Source organism: Shewanella eurypsychrophilus, from assembly GCF_007004545.3.
GTDB lineage: Bacteria > Pseudomonadota > Gammaproteobacteria > Enterobacterales > Shewanellaceae > Shewanella > Shewanella eurypsychrophilus.
The window spans coordinates 789,601-808,394 of sequence record NZ_CP045503.2 but is presented as its reverse complement, the minus strand read 5'-3'; the positions used below and the strand labels follow the sequence as shown (position 1 = coordinate 808,394).

Below are 18,794 nucleotides of genomic sequence, written 5' to 3'. Positions count from 1 at the left end.
CTTGTTTTTATTTCAAGTTATAAGAGATTGGCTTAGGGAAAAGTAACTCTAGATCTCTCTTATTAATCTTAAAGAGAGGACCCTTTTCACTCACCTTATTATTTTTCCCACTACGCTTAATTAGGTGATCCATGGTGATTACTCCAGATTGGAGCAGTGGCATAAGTTGGCTCGAAACAGGTGCCTTAGTATGGGTGACACTCAGTAGTTGAAAATATTCAACGCCACTGATGCTCTCACTCTTGGCTTCAACCCAAAATGTTTCAGTATGCTTCTCTTTAAGCCTTTTACGCAATAAATCACCGGACCATACCGCGACAAGATCAGATTTATTGTGCCACTCTTGAAGCTCATCCTTAAACTGGTCATAGATAAAGCTCAATCCCTGAGGGTTTTCTCTTTGAGTAGTGATTGTGCAGTACAACTTAAAGTCATCACCTCGTTCATAACCATACTTATTAAGGATTTCAGCACTTTTCTTACACGGACTTTTGTCCCACTCCGCAACTTGAGCGAACATAGTTGTACGGGTATTCATACCTCGGCCAGCTTTTAACTCGATACCTTTATAATCAGGCAACTTGCTGGAGTTTGCCTCTATATCTAGCATAGCTTCTAAGGTGTAACCAATTGCGGTATCCCCTTTTCGCAAAGCAGGGAATTTTCTTTGTGCAAGAGCTCTTAACTTTTCCAACAATTCCTCTGCAACCGAATTGTGTTGCTCACTAAAACTCGAGAAAAAGTCCTTGATATAAGATTTTTCTCTTGCCAAAGAACTCTCAAGGTTAGTTGTACTAAGGTTAATGAGATAAGTCTCATCATCCTGAATTATAATTGCAACTTGATCTCCAGCCTCAGAAAAATGAGGAAGTCCTCGGAACCACATCCTAGGATCACCTTTCTTTGTATTAGGACGATAGAGGCTAGAAATTGACTTAGTCTGCTGCTGGTCAGTGAGCAAGTAGGCAACCTTTTTTACTTTATGCTCCTGCCCTTGTTCTTGCTCCCAGTAAAAATGAAAGTTTTCTAATTCAAAATGAGTTCTAACTGTTTGAGTTGCATCTAAAATGGCTTTTTTCAACCCTGTGAGTGTTGGTTCAAATAGAGAGAACTCAATACCCAGTTTAACCAGTGAACGTTTGTTTTGTTCAACTAGCAACTTTACATCATCAGTTAGATCGTTGTAGCGCTCATTCTCGAGATTTTCAAACTCCTCTTCGTTAAGCTCAACATCTTCAGCTTCAACAAATTCGAGAGAGATATCTGGAGTTTTTTGTTCTAGTGCTGCTCTCTTATCAAGTTCATCACGAATTTCAAACCAAGAACTGTATCCATAATCATGGCTGATCAAATCTAAAGCTTTAGATTGTTTGATACCAAGCTTTTTCTTTAGTCGAGTAGCATCTTGTTTCAAGCGGCTTTCTGTCGGAAGTATATTTTTCATTGGGTGTTTCCCGGGTAGTACTCCTAACGAATAGGACTACTAATGAATAATGTGGGAAATGCAATTTTTGCTCTACTGCTAATAACAGAAGGCTCAAACCCGAGCCTTTTTTCAAAATACCACCCATTTTTTACAACTGCAAGTATAAAACGCCTGGACAATCACAATTTTGTTCAGTACTATTACATCATTATTGATATTAGGTAGGTTTAAATTGAACCATATAGAACTATTTTCTGGATGTGGGGGGCTTTCTCTAGGCTTAGAGCAAAGCGGCTTTGAGCTCACAATGGCCAATGAACTTTCACCGATGGCTGCAGAGTCGTTTGCTTTTAATTTTTTTGATGAAAATTTAGAGAAGTTAGCTGCAGAAAACAAACGAGCTACGCATACACTTTGGCTAAACAGCAATCATGCCGAACTAAAGCCTCGTTTACGTGAAAATCCATTTACCTTTCCCGCATTTGATGAGATAGGAACAAGTGATATTCCTGAAAATATCTCCGAACTTAAAGGCAAGCTAGTAGTTGGCAGTATTGTCGAACTCAACCGACTACTAGATGCTAACGAAGAACTAACTAAGCAACTCAAAACAGCTTTTGGCTCTCAACGTGGTTTAGATTTAGTATCAGGGGGGCCACCTTGTCAAAGTTTCAGCATGGCAGGTCTTCGTAAGCGTGATTGTGACAAAAATACACTCCCATGGGAGTTTGCTCAGTTCGTTAAACACACTCAGCCTAAGATTGCGATGCTAGAAAACGTAACCGGTATCTTACGTGCATTTAAAGATGAAGACGGCAATAGCTTTCATGCTTGGTACGAAGTAGCCAAAGTCTTTGCCTCTATCGGTTACATTCCGCTTTGCTTGCATATTAATGCTCGCTTAGCCGGTATAGCTCAAAATCGCCCCCGATTTATTATGATTGCAGTTAGATTCGATCACTTTAATGAAATTGCTCGAGACTTTGACACTGCCAATGCTGATTTATTTGCTCCATCATTGGCTTTCTATAAATTGGTCAAAAAGTCTGGAAGCGACTTACCATTCGGCCATTTAGATTATTTTGATGCTACTAAGCCTATTCACCGCAGTCTATTTGAAAAGTCATTTTTAGCAGACTTAGTTAATGGTAAAACTGTTACTGTTCGTGATGCATTGGATGATTTAAAAAAGAATTTCGCCACTGAACCGTCAGATTTTATAAATGCATTGAACACCACTTTTGAATCTCTACCACAGCGAAATGCTTTGCAAAACCATGAATACCGTAATAATGGTGAGATAGTTCAACGTCGATTCAGACTATATCAAGTACTACAAACCATAGGTGAGCGTTGGGTCACTAAAGCTATCTTTACGGTACTAAAAGGAAATGCTTTGGAACTTGCGGATGATGTATGGGCTGTATGTGGTAAATATAAGTATCTTCAAGTAGACGGAGAATTACTTCCATTCAATTCAAAACAAGAATTCATTGAATACCTTCGTGCACACCCTACTAAAAAACAGACTCAAAAAGCTCTAGTTGCAAACGCTCCAGCACCAGCAGCACTATCCATACCAGATGATGCTTGCCACTATGATGAGCATGAGCTTCGCGTGTTAACAGTTCGAGAAATGGCGAGAATACAATCCTTCCCTGATAATTTTGTATTCAGATCGAAAATAACGACTGGAGGACAAATGCGTAAATTTGAGGTGCCTCAATATACGCAAGTTGGCAACGCTGTCCCGCCACTACTTGGCCTGAAGCTTGGGAACTGCATTGCTCAATTATTGAGGTAAACCAAGGGCAAATAATCAAAAATAACGAGAGAAATAGTATAACTTATTTGGCAAATCACTATTTACGTGCGCAGCGTATCGAGCTGCGCTGTCTTACTTACAAATAGAGTAAAGTTTTTCATAAAGTAAGTCTCTCTAACTTTCTTGCTTGGTGACTGTTTACTGAGCCAACATACCCCAGAATTCCCTTACGTTCAAAACCTGAATGGCTATCTATATAAGCTTTCATAAACTTAGCAAATCTTTTAGGCGTAACTTCCAAATTTTGATGCGAAAGCTTAATATTAAAAGCAATCACACAATCAGAAACCCCTGACTCTTTTTCAGCGTTTAATGGGAATTTTGATCTTTCTGCTGCATTTTTTAACGATGTTAAGCAATCAAAGACTTCCGCATATGAACTTCCTGACATAACAATGTCATCCATATAAATACTAACATTTATAGCACTGTGCTTATGATATTCGGCTAAAACCGCTCCTAGCTTACTCTCATATAAACATAAAGATGCTATAAGTGGTGACTGTACGTAGCCAAATGGTAACGAATGAGAATGTTGCTTAGCTGTATGATGCTTTACAGTAGAAAGAAGTGCTATTTCACGAGAGTCTTTATACCCTAACTTTGTTTTTAAGGCCCGAGTAATTCGACTTCTCCCTATGGAACCGAAAAAATCACTAATATCAATACTTGCAAAAAAAAGATCATTTTCATGAGACTTTAAAGCTTGAATATGACCGCCTAATCTCAAATGATAGAAGTTGTCAGGTGGACTCCACACTTTTTTGATTCGCTGTACTATTCTTAAACCTTCATCTCTTGTTTTTTGTGACGGTACGAATACCCAAGCACCTTTTTTCACTTCAAACTTATGAATCCAAGAAGGTTCAAACGACATAATACAAAGCAAACCCGCAATTTAAAGTAGTTGAAAGCCATGTTAAAGAGATCAATCGCTACAGGTAAAAATTCACCTATAGCTTTTAGTAGCTTAACTATCAAAATAGCAAGCACTAATTTCTCTTTAACGAAGCGTTGATTTGAATTTTTTTGATCCATAATCAAGCCCTCCATAAACCCTGACGTGCCTAGCGCAAGCGCATGACTAAAAACTAACTTTAATAGGACAACCACTATTAAATTGATAACAATAAATTGTAAGCAACCATAGGGCTTCCACAAGTATCACAATGTGACGGCTACAGAGGGGGCAAAAAATGCCTAACGTCAGGAGGCTTCACAGTATTCCAAAACTCAATTAGTGTCAAAGACTTATATCTTAAAATTCTTTGCTAGGCCCCTAGAGTTACCACTAGCTTATCCACGACAGGCAGAACATGCCGGAGTTCGGTGGACTTGTGAGTATAATTCCCAGTGATACCAAATGAACTGATCTAATGGCCTACCACCTCCTGCAGCAGGTTTATCTGCACGCCCTCGTTCATCAGCTTAGTAATGAACGTGTGACGAAAACTGTGAAATGAGCAGATATGGCCTAGCTCATTAACATAGTCAACCTCAAGGTTTTGCATCTGTCTAGCAAACCATGCCGTCACCACTTCACGATTAGTAACCTCATCGAATACTCGCTCATGGCATGACTCGACATATTCGATAAATCCAGCACCGATAAGATCCAAATGTAGAGGAATCTTACGCTTGGCGTTCTCAGTCTTGAGCTTTTGGCTCTCATGTTCATCAGTGATAAGCAAGGAGTAGGCGGGAGACTGTATATCGCCAGCTTTAATAACACCAAAACAGATCTACGCTAGAGATAGAGGAAAGTCATGCAAAGGTAACGATTCAGGTACTTAAAAATGGGAGAACAGAAGGGGTATTTGAAAAATTACTATACGTCAGATACAAAAAAACCCTGCGTTAGCAAGGTTTTAAAGTTTGGTACCGGAGGACGGACTTGAACCGTCACGCTCGAAAGCAACGGATTTTGAATCCGTCGTGTCTACCAATTCCACCACACCGGCAAAGCTTTAGTAGCTGTATAGCTCGTTGCAAAGCATAAGATTCTTTGCAAACCTTTGCAAGACAAATCGCATCTCAAAAGGATTTTTAACTTCGACTATTCAACATGTTATAGCAAATCAGAATTTAGAGACGCTATATTTTGAATCCGTCGTGTCTACCAATTCCACCACACCGGCTTAATCAAATAGACTAACTAAAATCGTTACGACCTCAGTAAGTGCGGGCATTATACCTTTGAGAGGGCGAATGGCAAGCCTTTTAAAAGCTCAAAAGATCTGACCGAACAAATTTCACTCTGATGTTTTTATTTTAGCCTCATCGACGGTTTCCACAGGCTAAAAGCTGATCACTGGCTTATTTAGCACTCACTGTGTCTGCGAGTGCTAAATAAGCCAAATGAGATGTAACGCAAACAATTAACATTAAAGCTTTAGTTTCATAATGATTCTGGCTGAAATTTGATCGAGATCATCAAGTTGATCTCTAAAGCAGATTAGTTTGGGGAACAAGGTAATGAAATAGATTTGAAAGAGGACTTCACTATGGCTTTCTGGTTAGATTTAATGTTTGGTAACCCAATAGGTTTAATGTCAATGACCGTTATTTTTATGACGATTGGCATCATGGTATATCTCATGTGGATGTTTATCCAAAAATCTAAGCCTGAGTAAGCTTACACTGAAGCATATTGTTGAAAGCATGGTTTTAATTGAACGGCGGTATCTTTGATGGTCTGCTGTTCTTAATGCAAATGGGGGCTCTATGCCCCCTATTTTTTATCCATTCCCTATAACTAAGCCAATGAATTTAGCCCTATATTTAAGCGGCATGCTTTCTTGACCCTGATATGTGAGCAAATGTCGGTCTGGCTTTTATCAAGTTTTGCATCTCTTCCTGACTAGGCTCACCGACGGGTAACCTTAGCACCTGACGATTAAGGTAAATCCTTGCGCGCATTGATATCTTATAATCTGCAGTAGGCCCCTGAATAGCGTAGTGCTTTTGGTTACCTAAATGCTCAATGATATTAGTGGTTAGCAGACTTTGTACCGCTGGCTCATTCTGCGGCAGGGTTAAAACGGTTTCTCCTTGCAGGAAAAACTCGCGTAACAAAGCGCGCTCAGTTGGATCGAGTAATCTCACCTTCTCTTCGATAACGACTGTGGCACGCTTTACTCTCAACGAACTTATCGCCTCATCCAAGAAGTAATTAACAACCTGAGTAATAAGGTAGGCGATACCAATAATGAAAGTTAAGCCTATAAAATGAGATTGGGCACTCACAACCTTATCCAAGTGGACGACTTCCAGAATTGCGGCAGGGACAAATAACAAGGCACCGCTGACGATTGCGAGCCAAAGCATAGAGCTAAAAATCAGCTGCTTAGGAGCCGACGCTTTAAATATTTGTGTCTTTACTTTTTGCATAGCAATACCTAGTGTCAAAAACCTGTACTTATGCAATTCAAAAGCAATATTAGTGCCACAAAGTGATTTAATGTCCTTTTACAATGAATAATTTTTTTTGTTATTTTTAAGTGACTAAGATACTCATTAAAGTGATTGTCAGTCTATGCTTATGTAGGGATGCCGACTTCGACGTTATTGAAGCCAAAGGTGAGCAAGACTGTTTAACTTTCAATACTTAAGAAAAGGATCCATGCAAACTTTTACTAGCAGATTAATCAAAAGCCAGATTGGCCGTAAGTTAACCATATCAATCATATTGTTTAGCTCATTAATCACCTTGATCACCACAGGGTTTCAATTGATAAATGACTATAAGGGCGATGTCGATCGCATCTCTCGGCAATTTACCAGCATTGAAAAAGTAAACTTAGATGTATTAGCTGCCAGTATTTGGGTTATCGATGAGCGCTTAATTAACACTCAACTTAACGGACTCATTCAGCTCCCAGATATCACCTACATTTCTATCAACGACGATAGTGGCCAAGTCTGGATATCTGGAACCCCAACACCTGAAAACACCATAGAAAAAACCTTCGAACTGTTTTATAGCTCTGGCAATGACAGCATTCCTGTCGGTACCTTATTGGTTCAAGCAGATCTAAAAGCTGTTTATGAAAAGCTATTAGATAGAGCCATTATCATCCTACTCTCCAATGCCATTAAAACTTTCATCGTCGCAGGCTTTATCCTGTTTCTGGTTTGGTACATGGTCGCCAGACACTTACACCAACTCAGTCAGTATTGTAAAAAATTGGATCTAAACAGCCCTTTTAAGCCGTTACAATTTGAGCAAAGTAGCAAGAAAAGTGACGAGTTTCATCAAGTCTCTAAGGCGATAAATACCATGCAGCAGCAACTGAGAAATTCATTTGCTGATATCAATAAATCGAAACAGGAATTACAAGATGCATTAACTGATAGAGAGCGATTACTTGCACTAGAGACTAGTTATAAAGAGGAGCTAGCAAGGCAAGTAAAAGAAAGAACTCAAGAGCTCGAGCAGTCTTTACTGGTTCTAAAGCGTGCCCAAGAAGTTTTAGTTGAACAAGAGAAAATGGCTGCATTAGGGGGGCTGGTCTCCGGTGTCGCTCACGAAATAAATACGCCAATCGGGATCTGTTTAACCGCTGCGACATCACAACTGGTGCATATAGAGGAGCTGATACAGTTGATCCATGGAGAAAATACTACCCTTGAAGAGATCAACACTATTTTGGAAGAGTATCAACAAAGCTGCGAGCTCATTGTCAGTAATATCACTAAGGCGAGTACCTTAATTCAGAAGTTTAAAACCGTAGCTGCGCAGCAAAGCTTAGAAGAGTTAAAGAGTATCAATCTTAAACAAACACTGATTGACAGTCACGAATCGATGAAAATTCTTTTTGATAAACAAGTGGTTGACGTGCAATTCGAACTAGATTCAGAGCTTGAAATTGTCACAAACCAGAGCCTACTTAAACAGATCACCACAAACATTCTTTCTAATGCGTATACACATGCCTTCAAGAAAGTAGATAAAAGCCTAATTATTATTCGAGCCAAAATCGTCAATAAGCTGGTTAATATTTCAATCCAAGACAATGGCTCTGGAATATCGGCAGATGCGGCAACGCATATTTTCGAACCTTTCTATACCACCTCAAGAAATGAAGGTGGTACAGGACTTGGTTTATCCGCCGCTTACAATGCCGCGATCCTTCTTAAGGGCAATATAAGATTGGAACCTAAATGCGAACTGGGCGGTGCTTGCTTCCTGATATCTTTCCCTCTTTTACCCAGCCAAACCTCAGATGAGCATACTGATGCGGTATCGGCATAACGGTATCGGCGACATCACTTATTGATTTTGATATTTTTTAGCTGTGATCTGACAAATATCTATAATGACATCTACAGCGGCTTCCATAGACTCTAAACAGATATATTCATGCTTACCATGAAAGTTATGCCCCCCAGTGAAGATATTAGGACAAGGTAGGCCCATATAAGAAAGCCTTGAACCATCAGTACCTCCTCTTATCGGCTTGATAATTGGCGTAATACCTTGATTTATCATCGCCTGCTCGGCAATGTCTATGATATGTGGGTGAGGTAATATCTGTTGCTTCATATTGTAATAGCTGTCTGTGATCTCTATAGCTAAGCTGCCTAATACCAGATCGCCGTTAAAACTGGCCACACGGTCTGCTAGCCATTTTTTGCGTTTTTCAAATAGCTCCTCATCGAAGTCTCTAATAAGATAAGTCAGCTCAGCTTCTTCAGTCTGTCCCTGCATATTCATTAGATGGAAGAAACCATCATAGTCTCTGCTTCCTTCAGGAGTATCATGCAGCGGCATTTTAGCATGAAATCTTGCTACCATAGTTTGTGCATTCACCATCACTTCATAGGCAGAACCTGGATGACAATTATTGCCTTTTGCTGTGATAACTGCTGTCGCGGCATTGAAGTTTTCAAACTCCAGCTCGCCAAGCTGACCACCATCAACAGTATATGCCCACTTGGCACCAAAGGCCTCAACATCAAAGTTATCAGCGCCTCTGCCTATCTCCTCATCAGGAGTAAAGCATAAACGGATCTCGCCATGAGGGATCTCAGGGTGTGCTAATAAATAGTGTAAAGCCGAGATTATTTCTACAATTCCAGCCTTATTATCTCCACCTAAAAGACTCGTTCCATCTGAAGTGATTAACGTTTTCCCTTTATAATCAAGCAGGCTAGAAAATTGCTCTGTACTCAGCAACTCATCCTCACCCAGCAGTATATCTTCCCCATCATAGTTACTGATTATCTGTGGATTAACATTGGCACCATTAAAATCAGGGGCGGTATCTAAATGCGCTATAAAGCCGATACAAGGAATGCCTTCAGCTGTCGCTGGTACACTCGCAGTTAGATAGCCCATCGATGACAAGTTCACACGATGAAAGCCAAGAGACTCAAGCTCTTGCTTCAAGTGACGTGCAAAAACAAGTTGTGAGGGGGTACTCGGACACGCGGGGTTTTTCGCATCTGACTGTGTATCGAATTTTACATATTCAATAAATCGATTGAGTAATGCCTGTGCCACTGAGCTGTTAATTACAGTACTTGTCATAATCTTAAGTGCCAAGAATAAAAGTGACCTGAGTCTATCAAGCCGCTTCTCGTTAACTTTAGATTTTGATCAAAGTTTGAAAGATTATTTTAAGATCTAACGCTCTTAAAACACTTACTTCCAGCTTTATGACACTTTCTTATGACTGATTAGCCTTATTTGCGAGCTTAATAAGGACTCTGCTTGTCGCAACAAAACCGAAGGTACCAGTGACAACCGTTACTGCACCGAAGCCAGATGCACAGTCCATACGCATACTGCCATCAACATTTGCCTTGCTGTTACACACACTGCCATCGGCTTGAGGGTAGACTAACTGCTCGGTAGAGAACACTGCTTCAATACTAAATCTACGTTGCACATTTTTAGAAAAATTATACTCGCGCCTTAATAGGTTACGCACTTTTGCCAAAAGAGGGTCTTGATAGGTTTTAGCCAGATCGGTGACTTGAACTTGGCTTGGATCCACTTGACCACCGGCACCGCCTACGGTCACTAAAGGCAATTTTTGTCTCTTACACCAGGCGATCATAGCCGCTTTGGGCTTTACTGCATCGATACAATCAACCACATAATCTAATACTCCTACTTGTTCTGGGCTGGCATATTTTTTGCCAATAAAGTAGTCAGATAAATTATCCGTAGTGATGAAATCTTCAACTTGATTCACCTTGCACTCTGGATTAATTTGTAAGATCCGCTGAGCCATAACTTCAACTTTCGACTCACCTATGGTCTCTTTCAACGCATGGATCTGACGATTGGTATTTGTCACACAAATATCATCCAGATCAATTAGGGTGATCTCTCCGATCCCACTTCTTGCCAAAGACTCGGCAACCCAGGTGCCTACACCACCGATACCCACCACAGCTACATGAGATTGAGCAAACCGAGTTAAGGCCTTCTGCCCATATAAACGGCCAATACCTGCAAATCGATTCAGATATGCTTCAGAGTGCAACTTATTTTCCAACTGTAACTCCAGACAATAATAAAAGTTAGACATTGTGAGTGGCTTACAATTTCAGCTTACCATAATCACAAGGTGGCAGATTTTATCTTATTTTACGGTTAAAAACTAAACCTAAAAGGACACGTTTATTCACAGCAATTTACAGCACTGCATACCGTACAAAATATCATCAACTTGGTTAATTAAATGAGATAGATATTGCCGCAAGGAAGCGCACCTCCTTCAACTGTTACCCGTATATTTCACAAACAAAAAAGCCTTGTAAAATAATGAGATCGGAATAGCAGAAGTTCCAAAGAATGCGATCTACATCATAAAATAATGGCAGATTTATGACAGACTCAATCTCGATAAATTCAGAAGCCAAGCTTCAGTTATCGCAATAACAGAAGCTGCTATTAAGAGTTAAATCCTAATCTAACTAATTATTTTCATCAGTAGAACCACCGATGAAGAACTATTAAGAGTTAAATCCTAATCTAACTAATTATTTTCATCAGTAGAACCACCGATGAAGAACTAGCAACAGGAAGACCAAAATGAAGAAAACAGTTCTGTCCGCCACGATTCTATCTACTCTTGCAGTCACCTCTTTTTCAGCCCTTGCTGACGGCCCTAACTTTTATGGTCGTGCGGATCTGGCTTTTACTAACTCTGACGCAGGTATAGCAACGCAAAACCAAAAAAATGGCACCGTGATTGAAAATAACTTCTCTTGGTTAGGTGTAAAAGGCACCGAGAAGATCAATAACGACCTAGAAGTGATCTACCAGATGGAATTCGGTGTGAGTAACTTCGATAATTCAGGTAACACCTTCGCAGCTCGTAATACTTTCTTAGGGCTAAAGACAGTGGCAGGTACAGCACTCGTCGGTCGTAACGATACGGTCTTTAAGGCGGCTGAAGGCGGTTTCGATATTTTTGGTAACACCAACTCAGATATCGATCTGTTAGCCGCAGGACAATCTAGAACAGCCGATGGTATCAGTTATTACTCGCCTAAAATTGCCGATCTCGTTACATTCAATGCGACTTATTTAGTTGAAGACAATTACGTTAAATACGACGGTGAAGAACGCATTGATGCGGGCAACATGTACGCTCTGAGCGCGACCTTAGGTGACAAAGCACTTAAAGCACAAAACTACTACCTATCTGCAGCCTACAATGACGGCATTGATGATGTTACAGCCTATCGTGGCGTTGCGCAGGTTAAACTTGGCGATGTCATTCTAGGTGGTTTCTACCAAAACAGTGAACATGTTGACGAAAAGTACTCAAACCTTGAGGGTGATACTTATTTCGTAAATGCCGCATATGTCATGGGTAACCTGAAGCTTAAAGCCATGTACGGTAGTGATGACTCAGGTCTAGGTAAATATGTTAGCCGCTTCGTGGGTAATGCCGATGGTGCAGGTATGGAAACTGTAACTAATGTCGATCTACAGCAGTTCAGTGTCGGTGCCGATTACCGCATCAGTAAGAGTACACTCTTCTATGGCCACTACACTAAGTACGATGGCGATATGCAGCTAAATGGCGTAAGCCAAGATCTTAGTGATGATATCTTCACAGTCGGTATGCGCTTCGACTTCTAATCGCCATTACTCTCTATAATTTATGGTTTCTTAAACTCCATAAGTGATAACAATAAAAAGCGGCGATATTGCCGTTTTTTATTGCACTGAACTTGCTATCTGAGCCACTCCAGCCTTACTACCAGTCCCTTTATTCAGACTAAAACCAGCGTTGATTTAATACAAAAGTCTGTTTATTCAATAAAAACAAAACAAAATCTTTCAATTGGATTACAATCTTAGCTAGTGCTTATTAAGTGTGCGCTAATGCATGGTAATTAGTACTCAATATCACAAAATACCTAGTTAGTGGTAGTCGTAACACTAGGTTTTTACAGCCTTTGAGCAAAATATAATCAAAAGGGTCAAATTAGTCATAAATCAGCCTAACTGGGGCCATTTGTCTGTAAAAGTTTGATCTAGCCCACAATTTTATTGACATAAAACTGTAAACTTCGGCCCCATGTTTGCTACAAGAACGGACGCTTGCAGCAAAAATAACCAACCATAAATAACCATTTAAAAATGGAGAAGAACTTAGGTTCTTGGGAGCACTTAAACATGAAAAAAACTCTAATTTCTGCATCAGTTGCATCAGTTTTAACTTTAGCTTCATTCGGCGCGCTAGCCGAAGGTCCAAACTTCTACGGTCGTCTAGATCTATCTGTGACTAACTCAGATACAGGCGCTACGACTCAAGAAGGTAAAGACGGTACAGTACTTGAAACTAACTTCTCACACGTGGGTGTGAAAGGTAGCGAGTCTATCGCTAATGGTTTCGACGTCATTTACCAGATGGAATTCCAGGTTGAGAACACCTCTTCAAATAAAGACGTATTTAAGGCTCGTAACACTTTCCTAGGTCTTAAGAGCGCTGCTGGTACTGTACTAGTCGGTCGTAACGACACAGTATTCAAGCAAGCTGAAGGTGGCGTTGACCTATTCGGTAACAGCAATGCTGATATCGATCGTCTAGTTGCTGGTCAGACTCGTGCTGCTGATGGTATCTGGTACTACTCGCCAAAGATTGCTGATCTAGTAACACTTAACGCGACTTACCTAATGACCGACAACAATCAAGCTGATGTTGAAGATGCTGATAGCCAGTACGCACTTAGTGCAACAATTGGTGATAAGAAGCTAAAAGCTCAGAGCTACTATGTAGCTGGTGCATACAACAAGGGTATCTCTAACATAGATGCATACCGTGGTGTTGCTCAAGTTAAATTGGGTGATTTCAAAGTAGGTGGTTTCTACCAGAACTCTGAAAGCCTAAGCAACAACATGGAAGGTGATACTTACTTCGTCAACGTTGCTTACAACCTAAACGGTGTAAACCTTAAAGCTGAGTACGGCGCTGATACTTCAGGCCTAAGCAAGTACTTTAAGAATGCTGGTGGTGTTCAAGGCGATACTACAACTGACGTAAACATCACAGTTATCACTGTTGGTGCTGACTACAAAGTAGCTAAGTCAACTATGGTATATGGCCACTACGCTATGTACGAAGGTGATTACAAGCTTGCTGGTATGAAGTTTGACCTAGAAGACGACAACGTATTCACTGTTGGTGTACGTTACAACTTCTAATTGTTGAGTCTTATGACTCTATAAACGATTTAGAATTGAACAAGAAAAAGCGACCTGATGGTCGCTTTTTTAATGTTTAAAATAAGGTAATAAAAATAGAATCGAGTACGGCAGAAAAGCGCCTTCGAGAACGTGACTGCGTCACTTCGAGGGCGGCCTACGGCCTGCGAGAGTGCGAGATCGGCAAAAAACGCCTCCGAGTAAGTCGCTTTGCGACTACGAGGAAAGGACAGGTCAAATGCCCAGAAGCTATTGCTCTTTGCTCGGAAGGAACTTGTTCCCGCTCTCGGAGCGCAGCGTTCTCGCCCCTAAAATCTAGGAACTAGATTCTAGGACCTTCTACCCTTTTTTTGTCAGCTTATAAACAGATTCGGTCAACCAAGGCACGCCTTTGTTAGCAAAGCGCTGATTATCAGCCAACACATCATCACAGCTGAGTAGCTCGATCTCAAAAGCATCGGACATGTTAGCCATCACCCAATCATTCGACACCGCAAACGGTGGACCTTTTAATGTCTCTTGTGGGTAGTCTAAGGTGATCAGTAAGCCGATGCTTTTAGCTGGAATAAGTGCTGTGATTTTCTCGACATATGCCAGACGCATAGATTCTGGCCAGGCGATCAATGCGGCGCGATCATAAAAAGCATTTATATGGCTAAATTGCTCGGAAGGTAATGAAAATAGATCACCTTGAAGCAGTGTGACTTGCTCTGTCGAAAACTGCTGAATTTCTCCTTGCTGCTCTATTGAATATTGCAGCTCATTCTCTGAGAAAAAATCCTCTACTGCCGTTTTGCTTAACTCGCAACCCACGACATCGTGGCCTTGCTCAGCAAGATAACAAATATCTACAGACTTACCACAAAGGGGAACAAATACCTGACTATTGCTGGCTAGATTTAGCCTGGGCCAGTATTTAATGAGTAAAGCGTTCACTTCACCTAAGTGAAAGCCAATCTGTTTCGCATCCCATTTATCGTGCCAAAAAGCGGGTTCCATAATTACATCCTGTTCAGCATCTCCAAGCCAAGTCGCAACAGCGAACACAAAAGGCTTGGAATTAGAGTTTATCTTTTGTCGATACTCTAATAGAAACAGAAAGCTTATTCAAAACTTACATTTTGACTAAAATAATGGGTGGAGTGAAATTTCAAAATTTAGGTGTTATTCAATCGCTAAAATCTTCTGCGCTTTCCTCAACCAGACACAATTATCACATTCACAATTTCTTCTCGAGAGGTGGTGTGGGGTCAGGCTGGAGTCAACAAAGTCTACTGCGATCAGCAACTGCTGCTTGATCTCTTTTACAGACTTCTCTTCCACTGCCACCAATTCATCATTGTGATTCATCCAAGTGCATTCCATCCCCTGATGGCAGTTGAGGCATTGCTCATCGCTGGTATTGAAAAAACCAGCATGGGGGCAAAATCTCAGCTCCATAGATTGGACGATCCTCTTTCTGGGATAGTCGAGTAACTCAATTAACAGGGCTTTGTCTACCTCTGGCATACGCCCTCCTTCTATTCAATATAGCCTCGAAATTTAATGCTGAGGCCAGTCCATATGCTTAAACTTAAATGTTAACAGTTAAGTCAATTTATTAAGTAAAAGATTACCTCCCGGGGATTATTACTGGCTTGATGTAGGTCAAGATCCGTCCCGATAAAATGCAATAGGCAGATATAACTCAGGCAAGAGTGACTCCAGATCACACCTCGCACTTTGAACTGGCTTAAGGTTATACTGATCGATAAATCAATCTCCAGTAATGAGCGTACATTCACACCTATGCAGAGCACATCTATGCCTACATCCAAGCCGATGAATTCTGAGCCGACTCCTCAGCTGCAACATTTCTATATCTCTGAAGAGCAGTCCATCTACCTACTCAAGGCGAACGATGCAAGAAAGCATCGAGCCTGGATACGTTTATGTAAACAACAACTCAGCAAGCTCGGCTATGTGGATTTAGAACTTGTAGGTAAAGGTGCCTATGGGTTTGTGTTTGCAGGGGTGAACCCACAGGGAGAATCCCATGTATTTAAATTCTCACGTGTCACCCTGCCGCAAAATGTACAAGATAGGCTAGAAGAGGAAGCCTTTATGCTCGCCCAGGTAAAGCACCCTAATGTGCCTCCTGTGATAAAATTTGCTCATGGAGGCAAACAGGGCATTCTGGTGATGGCCAGAGCCCCGGGAGAAGATCTCGAGCAGCTTTGCCTCAAGCGCGGTGCTTTACCCGCTTACATGATCATGAGTATCGCCCGGCAATTAGCCCACATAGTGCAATATTTGCATCATGGTCGCCCCTTAGTTCATGGTGATATTAAACCTTCTAATTTGGTTTATGACGTCAAAAGCAATCACCTATCCCTCATCGATTGGGGCTCGGCAGTATTTGCCCAAAGGGACGCAAAAGGTAATCCGGTAAATGGTAATGTGATGGATCTGATGTCAAACGATCAGCAGCATACTAATGCCAGAATGGGCGATGTCTATTTTATCGGAAAGGAGCAGCTCAATGGCGCCTTATCATCGACTCGTTTCGACGAACAAGGTGTGGCGGCAACCCTATATGCCATAGCTTCCGGTCAAGCTAGCCGCTTTGGCAGTAAAGTCATTAAAGCCACTTCTCTTGGTTTACCGGTTGAGTTAGCAAGAACCTTAGATAACATGCTCAGTGATGACCCTATACAGCGTAACCGAGCCGGGGATTATTTTCTAAAAAGCATGCTACACAGCCACCGATTACACCTACCAGATATACTAAAATCGCCATTAATTGAAGCGATCCCCATCTGGGAGCTCTCCCATGAACGGGATGTGGAAACGGTTATTTATAGCTCTAGAAAATCTTTCTTAAAAGAACATAACACCGAAGATCCCATCGAAAAAATGGATGACCTTCAGCTAGAAAAGTACTACCGAAATTTTATGGCTGGCATGGGAGACACAGAAAAAGGCTTTATCGCCGCCGTAGGACGAATAAGCCAGTACTCTATTGTCGGCGGCCTAGCGATCCATTGGCGAGAAACGGGGGTATTTGTCGATTCAAACCTTGCTCTCTACGATGCCAATGAGAAACAAGCGCTGATTTTGGCTGTGAATAATATGGTCACGCTGGCAAGAGGCATTAAACGGATCGGTGTTTTTAAAGCGTGTTTCTTTAATGCTCGAGACACGCTGCACTTGGAGCGAGAGGATACCAACACGCCCTTTAATATCGATCCTGAGCAGGAGTTGCCCTTTGAGGTGGGGAGTGCGCCATCACAAGAAGATAAATCTCGCCTACATTCCTATTTTGAAGATGGCCGTGATCCCGATGAAAACTTAGAACTGCCGCCAGAGATCATGACCGAACTCGCCTGGATCAACAAAATCCACCACACCGGCTGTATCATCTTCGAAGTCTTACCTAAGCACATGAAGGTCCATAGCTATCTAAGATTGCTAAACCCAAGAAAACAGGCTGCATTTCGGGCCAGTTTACATAGAATATTGAGCCATGTAGGTAAAATTCAGGGCAAAGGGGTATCAGGTTTTATGAAACTTCCCTATAAAAATACACGCAAATTTAGCCATATAGATTGTTTGGAAGAATACTTTTACCCAAAAAATCCGAAAGAAAGCAACTAGAACCTAGGACCTAGATACTAGTTCTTAGGATCTTCTTTATCATCTACCTGATGGCTATCAAGACGCTTATTGCTAGGATCAGACTTATGTTCATAATCACCATCGAAGGTATCGCCACCCTCTGGATTTTTATGGTGAGCCGCGTTCGAGTCGCCAAATGAAGACTGATCAAATGGATTGTTTCCCGCTTGCGGACCACCGGGGCCAAAACCAGCTTGAAAACCGCCATTGGCCGCCACTTTAACCTGCATACGCTTATAAAGAAGACCAGCGACAGGAATACGAGTAAAGGGAGTGAGTAATATCAAACCAATAAAGTCAGTGACAAACCCTGGGATCAACAAGAGTAGTCCAGCAACCGCCAGCATCATGCCTTCGACAATTTCCTGTCCGGGCGCTTCACCACGAGATAACTTCTGCTGCACTTGCATCAGCGTGCTAATCCCCTGACTCCGAACTAATGAGACGCCAACTATCGCGGTGAAAAAAACTAAACCGACAGTCGTCCAGCTGCCTAATGATTCGCCGACACTGATCAGTACGTTCAGCTCGATGACTGGCACTAGAACGAAAATCACTAATAAAAGAAAAAACACACTGACCTCACAAATAACGGCAATTAATAAAAACTATTTTACTCAATATGAAAACTAAATGGGGGTTTGCAGGTCTATTTTCAAGTACGGCAATGGAGATTTCACCAGACTCTATAAGACCAATCTTGTATAAGCTCACTATTTTAGCGATGTCTTAATGCAAGCACCAATTAAAAGTCGTAGAGTATGCCCACTGTACAAACCTAAGCCTCAGATAGTATCCGTTGATCTGAGTTTATAGATAGACTTTAGCAAAGCTAGCTTAACGTAACTTTAATCTAGCTTAAATAATAGGCGATACAATGCAAAACAAGCTGCTGCTAGTCCTCACGACTTGCCCCTCGAAAGAGAGCGCAACAGAGTTGGCTAAAAAGTTAGTCGAAAAGAAGCTCGCTGCTTGCGTGCAAATTTCATCGCCAGTCACCTCTATCTATCAGTGGGAAGGTGAAGTGTGTCAGGAGCTTGAATATCAGTTACAGATAAAATGCACTAAAGATAGCTATCCGGCTTTAGAAAGCCTTATCGCTCAACTGCATTCATATCAAGTTCCTGAAATTATCGCCATCCCCATAAGTCATGGTTTACCTGAATATCTAAATTGGGTTGATAATATGACACAAATTTAGTTACCAAGAA

16 protein-coding genes and 1 tRNA gene are annotated in these 18,794 nt (G+C 41.3%); 7 read left to right on the top strand and 10 right to left on the bottom strand.

The genetic code is table 11. The annotated features are described in order from the left end of the window. Positions 1 to 7: 7 nt before the first annotated feature. Positions 8 to 1,444, bottom strand: a complete 1,437-nt coding sequence (locus FM038_RS03275; RefSeq protein ID WP_142871941.1) for an MvaI/BcnI family restriction endonuclease — start codon at positions 1,442 to 1,444, stop codon at positions 8 to 10. Between the two features lie 169 nt (positions 1,445 to 1,613). On the opposite strand from FM038_RS03275, the gene FM038_RS03270 reads away from it, so the two are divergent. Next, positions 1,614 to 3,230 (top strand): DNA cytosine methyltransferase, encoded by a 1,617-nt coding sequence (locus tag FM038_RS03270; RefSeq protein WP_336512792.1) that lies wholly within the window; start codon positions 1,614 to 1,616, stop codon positions 3,228 to 3,230. A 118-nt stretch (positions 3,231 to 3,348) separates the two neighbouring features. Here the strand turns inward: FM038_RS03270 and FM038_RS03265 are convergent, their stop codons facing one another. The 3 genes from FM038_RS03265 to FM038_RS03255 all read right to left on the bottom strand — a co-directional run bounded on the left by FM038_RS03265 (position 3,349) and on the right by FM038_RS03255 (position 5,212). Beyond that, positions 3,349 to 4,128 (bottom strand): reverse transcriptase domain-containing protein, encoded by a 780-nt coding sequence (locus tag FM038_RS03265; protein WP_142871939.1) that lies wholly within the window; start codon positions 4,126 to 4,128, stop codon positions 3,349 to 3,351. A gap of 496 nt (positions 4,129 to 4,624) precedes the next feature. Further along, positions 4,625 to 4,942, bottom strand: a complete 318-nt coding sequence (locus tag FM038_RS03260; protein ID WP_223292991.1) for a tyrosine-type recombinase/integrase — start codon at positions 4,940 to 4,942, stop codon at positions 4,625 to 4,627. Positions 4,943 to 5,127: 185 nt separating this feature from the next. Continuing rightward, a tRNA-Leu gene (locus FM038_RS03255) sits at positions 5,128 to 5,212 on the bottom strand. Between the two features lie 543 nt (positions 5,213 to 5,755). On the opposite strand from FM038_RS03255, the gene FM038_RS03250 reads away from it, so the two are divergent. Beyond that, positions 5,756 to 5,884, top strand: a complete 129-nt coding sequence (locus FM038_RS03250) for a DUF3149 domain-containing protein (RefSeq protein WP_142871937.1) — start codon at positions 5,756 to 5,758, stop codon at positions 5,882 to 5,884. Between the two features lie 148 nt (positions 5,885 to 6,032). Here FM038_RS03250 and FM038_RS03245 read toward each other — a convergent pair whose 3' ends face one another. Beyond that, positions 6,033 to 6,641: a superinfection exclusion B family protein gene (locus FM038_RS03245; RefSeq protein ID WP_195873200.1), complete on the bottom strand. Its 609-nt coding sequence runs from the start codon at positions 6,639 to 6,641 to the stop codon at positions 6,033 to 6,035. 232 nt (positions 6,642 to 6,873) lie between these two features. On the opposite strand from FM038_RS03245, the gene FM038_RS03240 reads away from it, so the two are divergent. Then, positions 6,874 to 8,505 carry a sensor histidine kinase gene (locus FM038_RS03240; protein ID WP_142871936.1) on the top strand — a complete coding sequence of 544 codons (1,632 nt, stop codon included), beginning with the start codon at positions 6,874 to 6,876 and terminating at the stop codon, positions 8,503 to 8,505. Between the two features lie 18 nt (positions 8,506 to 8,523). On the opposite strand, the gene pepT is transcribed toward FM038_RS03240, so the two are convergent. After that, complete coding sequence (gene pepT / locus FM038_RS03235; protein WP_142872907.1) at positions 8,524 to 9,756, bottom strand: peptidase T; 1,233 nt, start codon at positions 9,754 to 9,756, stop codon at positions 8,524 to 8,526. A gap of 166 nt (positions 9,757 to 9,922) precedes the next feature. Further along, positions 9,923 to 10,792 (bottom strand): tRNA cyclic N6-threonylcarbamoyladenosine(37) synthase TcdA, encoded by an 870-nt coding sequence (gene tcdA, locus FM038_RS03230; protein WP_142871935.1) that lies wholly within the window; start codon positions 10,790 to 10,792, stop codon positions 9,923 to 9,925. Between the two features lie 506 nt (positions 10,793 to 11,298). On the opposite strand from tcdA, the gene FM038_RS03225 reads away from it, so the two are divergent. Together FM038_RS03225 and FM038_RS03220 are read left to right on the top strand one after the other, a co-directional pair. Further along, positions 11,299 to 12,357 (top strand): porin, encoded by a 1,059-nt coding sequence (locus FM038_RS03225; RefSeq protein WP_142871934.1) that lies wholly within the window; start codon positions 11,299 to 11,301, stop codon positions 12,355 to 12,357. 540 nt (positions 12,358 to 12,897) lie between these two features. Further along, complete coding sequence (locus FM038_RS03220; protein ID WP_142871933.1) at positions 12,898 to 13,926, top strand: porin; 1,029 nt, start codon at positions 12,898 to 12,900, stop codon at positions 13,924 to 13,926. Positions 13,927 to 14,265: 339 nt separating this feature from the next. Here the strand turns inward: FM038_RS03220 and FM038_RS03215 are convergent, their stop codons facing one another. Next, positions 14,266 to 14,925 (bottom strand): thiopurine S-methyltransferase, encoded by a 660-nt coding sequence (locus FM038_RS03215; protein ID WP_142871932.1) that lies wholly within the window; start codon positions 14,923 to 14,925, stop codon positions 14,266 to 14,268. Positions 14,926 to 15,090: 165 nt separating this feature from the next. Beyond that, positions 15,091 to 15,435, bottom strand: coding sequence for a hypothetical protein (locus FM038_RS03210; RefSeq protein ID WP_142871931.1), 345 nt, complete (start codon positions 15,433 to 15,435; stop codon positions 15,091 to 15,093). Positions 15,436 to 15,729: 294 nt separating this feature from the next. On the opposite strand from FM038_RS03210, the gene FM038_RS03205 reads away from it, so the two are divergent. Further along, positions 15,730 to 17,562: a protein kinase domain-containing protein gene (locus tag FM038_RS03205; protein ID WP_185965742.1), complete on the top strand. Its 1,833-nt coding sequence runs from the start codon at positions 15,730 to 15,732 to the stop codon at positions 17,560 to 17,562. Positions 17,563 to 17,579: 17 nt separating this feature from the next. On the opposite strand, the gene FM038_RS03200 is transcribed toward FM038_RS03205, so the two are convergent. Beyond that, positions 17,580 to 18,158 carry an FxsA family protein gene (locus tag FM038_RS03200; protein WP_142871930.1) on the bottom strand — a complete coding sequence of 193 codons (579 nt, stop codon included), beginning with the start codon at positions 18,156 to 18,158 and terminating at the stop codon, positions 17,580 to 17,582. Positions 18,159 to 18,460: 302 nt separating this feature from the next. Here FM038_RS03200 and cutA point away from each other — a divergent pair, with 302 nt between their 5' ends. Further along, on the top strand, positions 18,461 to 18,784 hold the full coding sequence (gene cutA / locus FM038_RS03195) for a divalent-cation tolerance protein CutA (RefSeq protein WP_142871929.1): 324 nt from the start codon (positions 18,461 to 18,463) through the stop codon (positions 18,782 to 18,784). Positions 18,785 to 18,794: the final 10 nt, after the last annotated feature.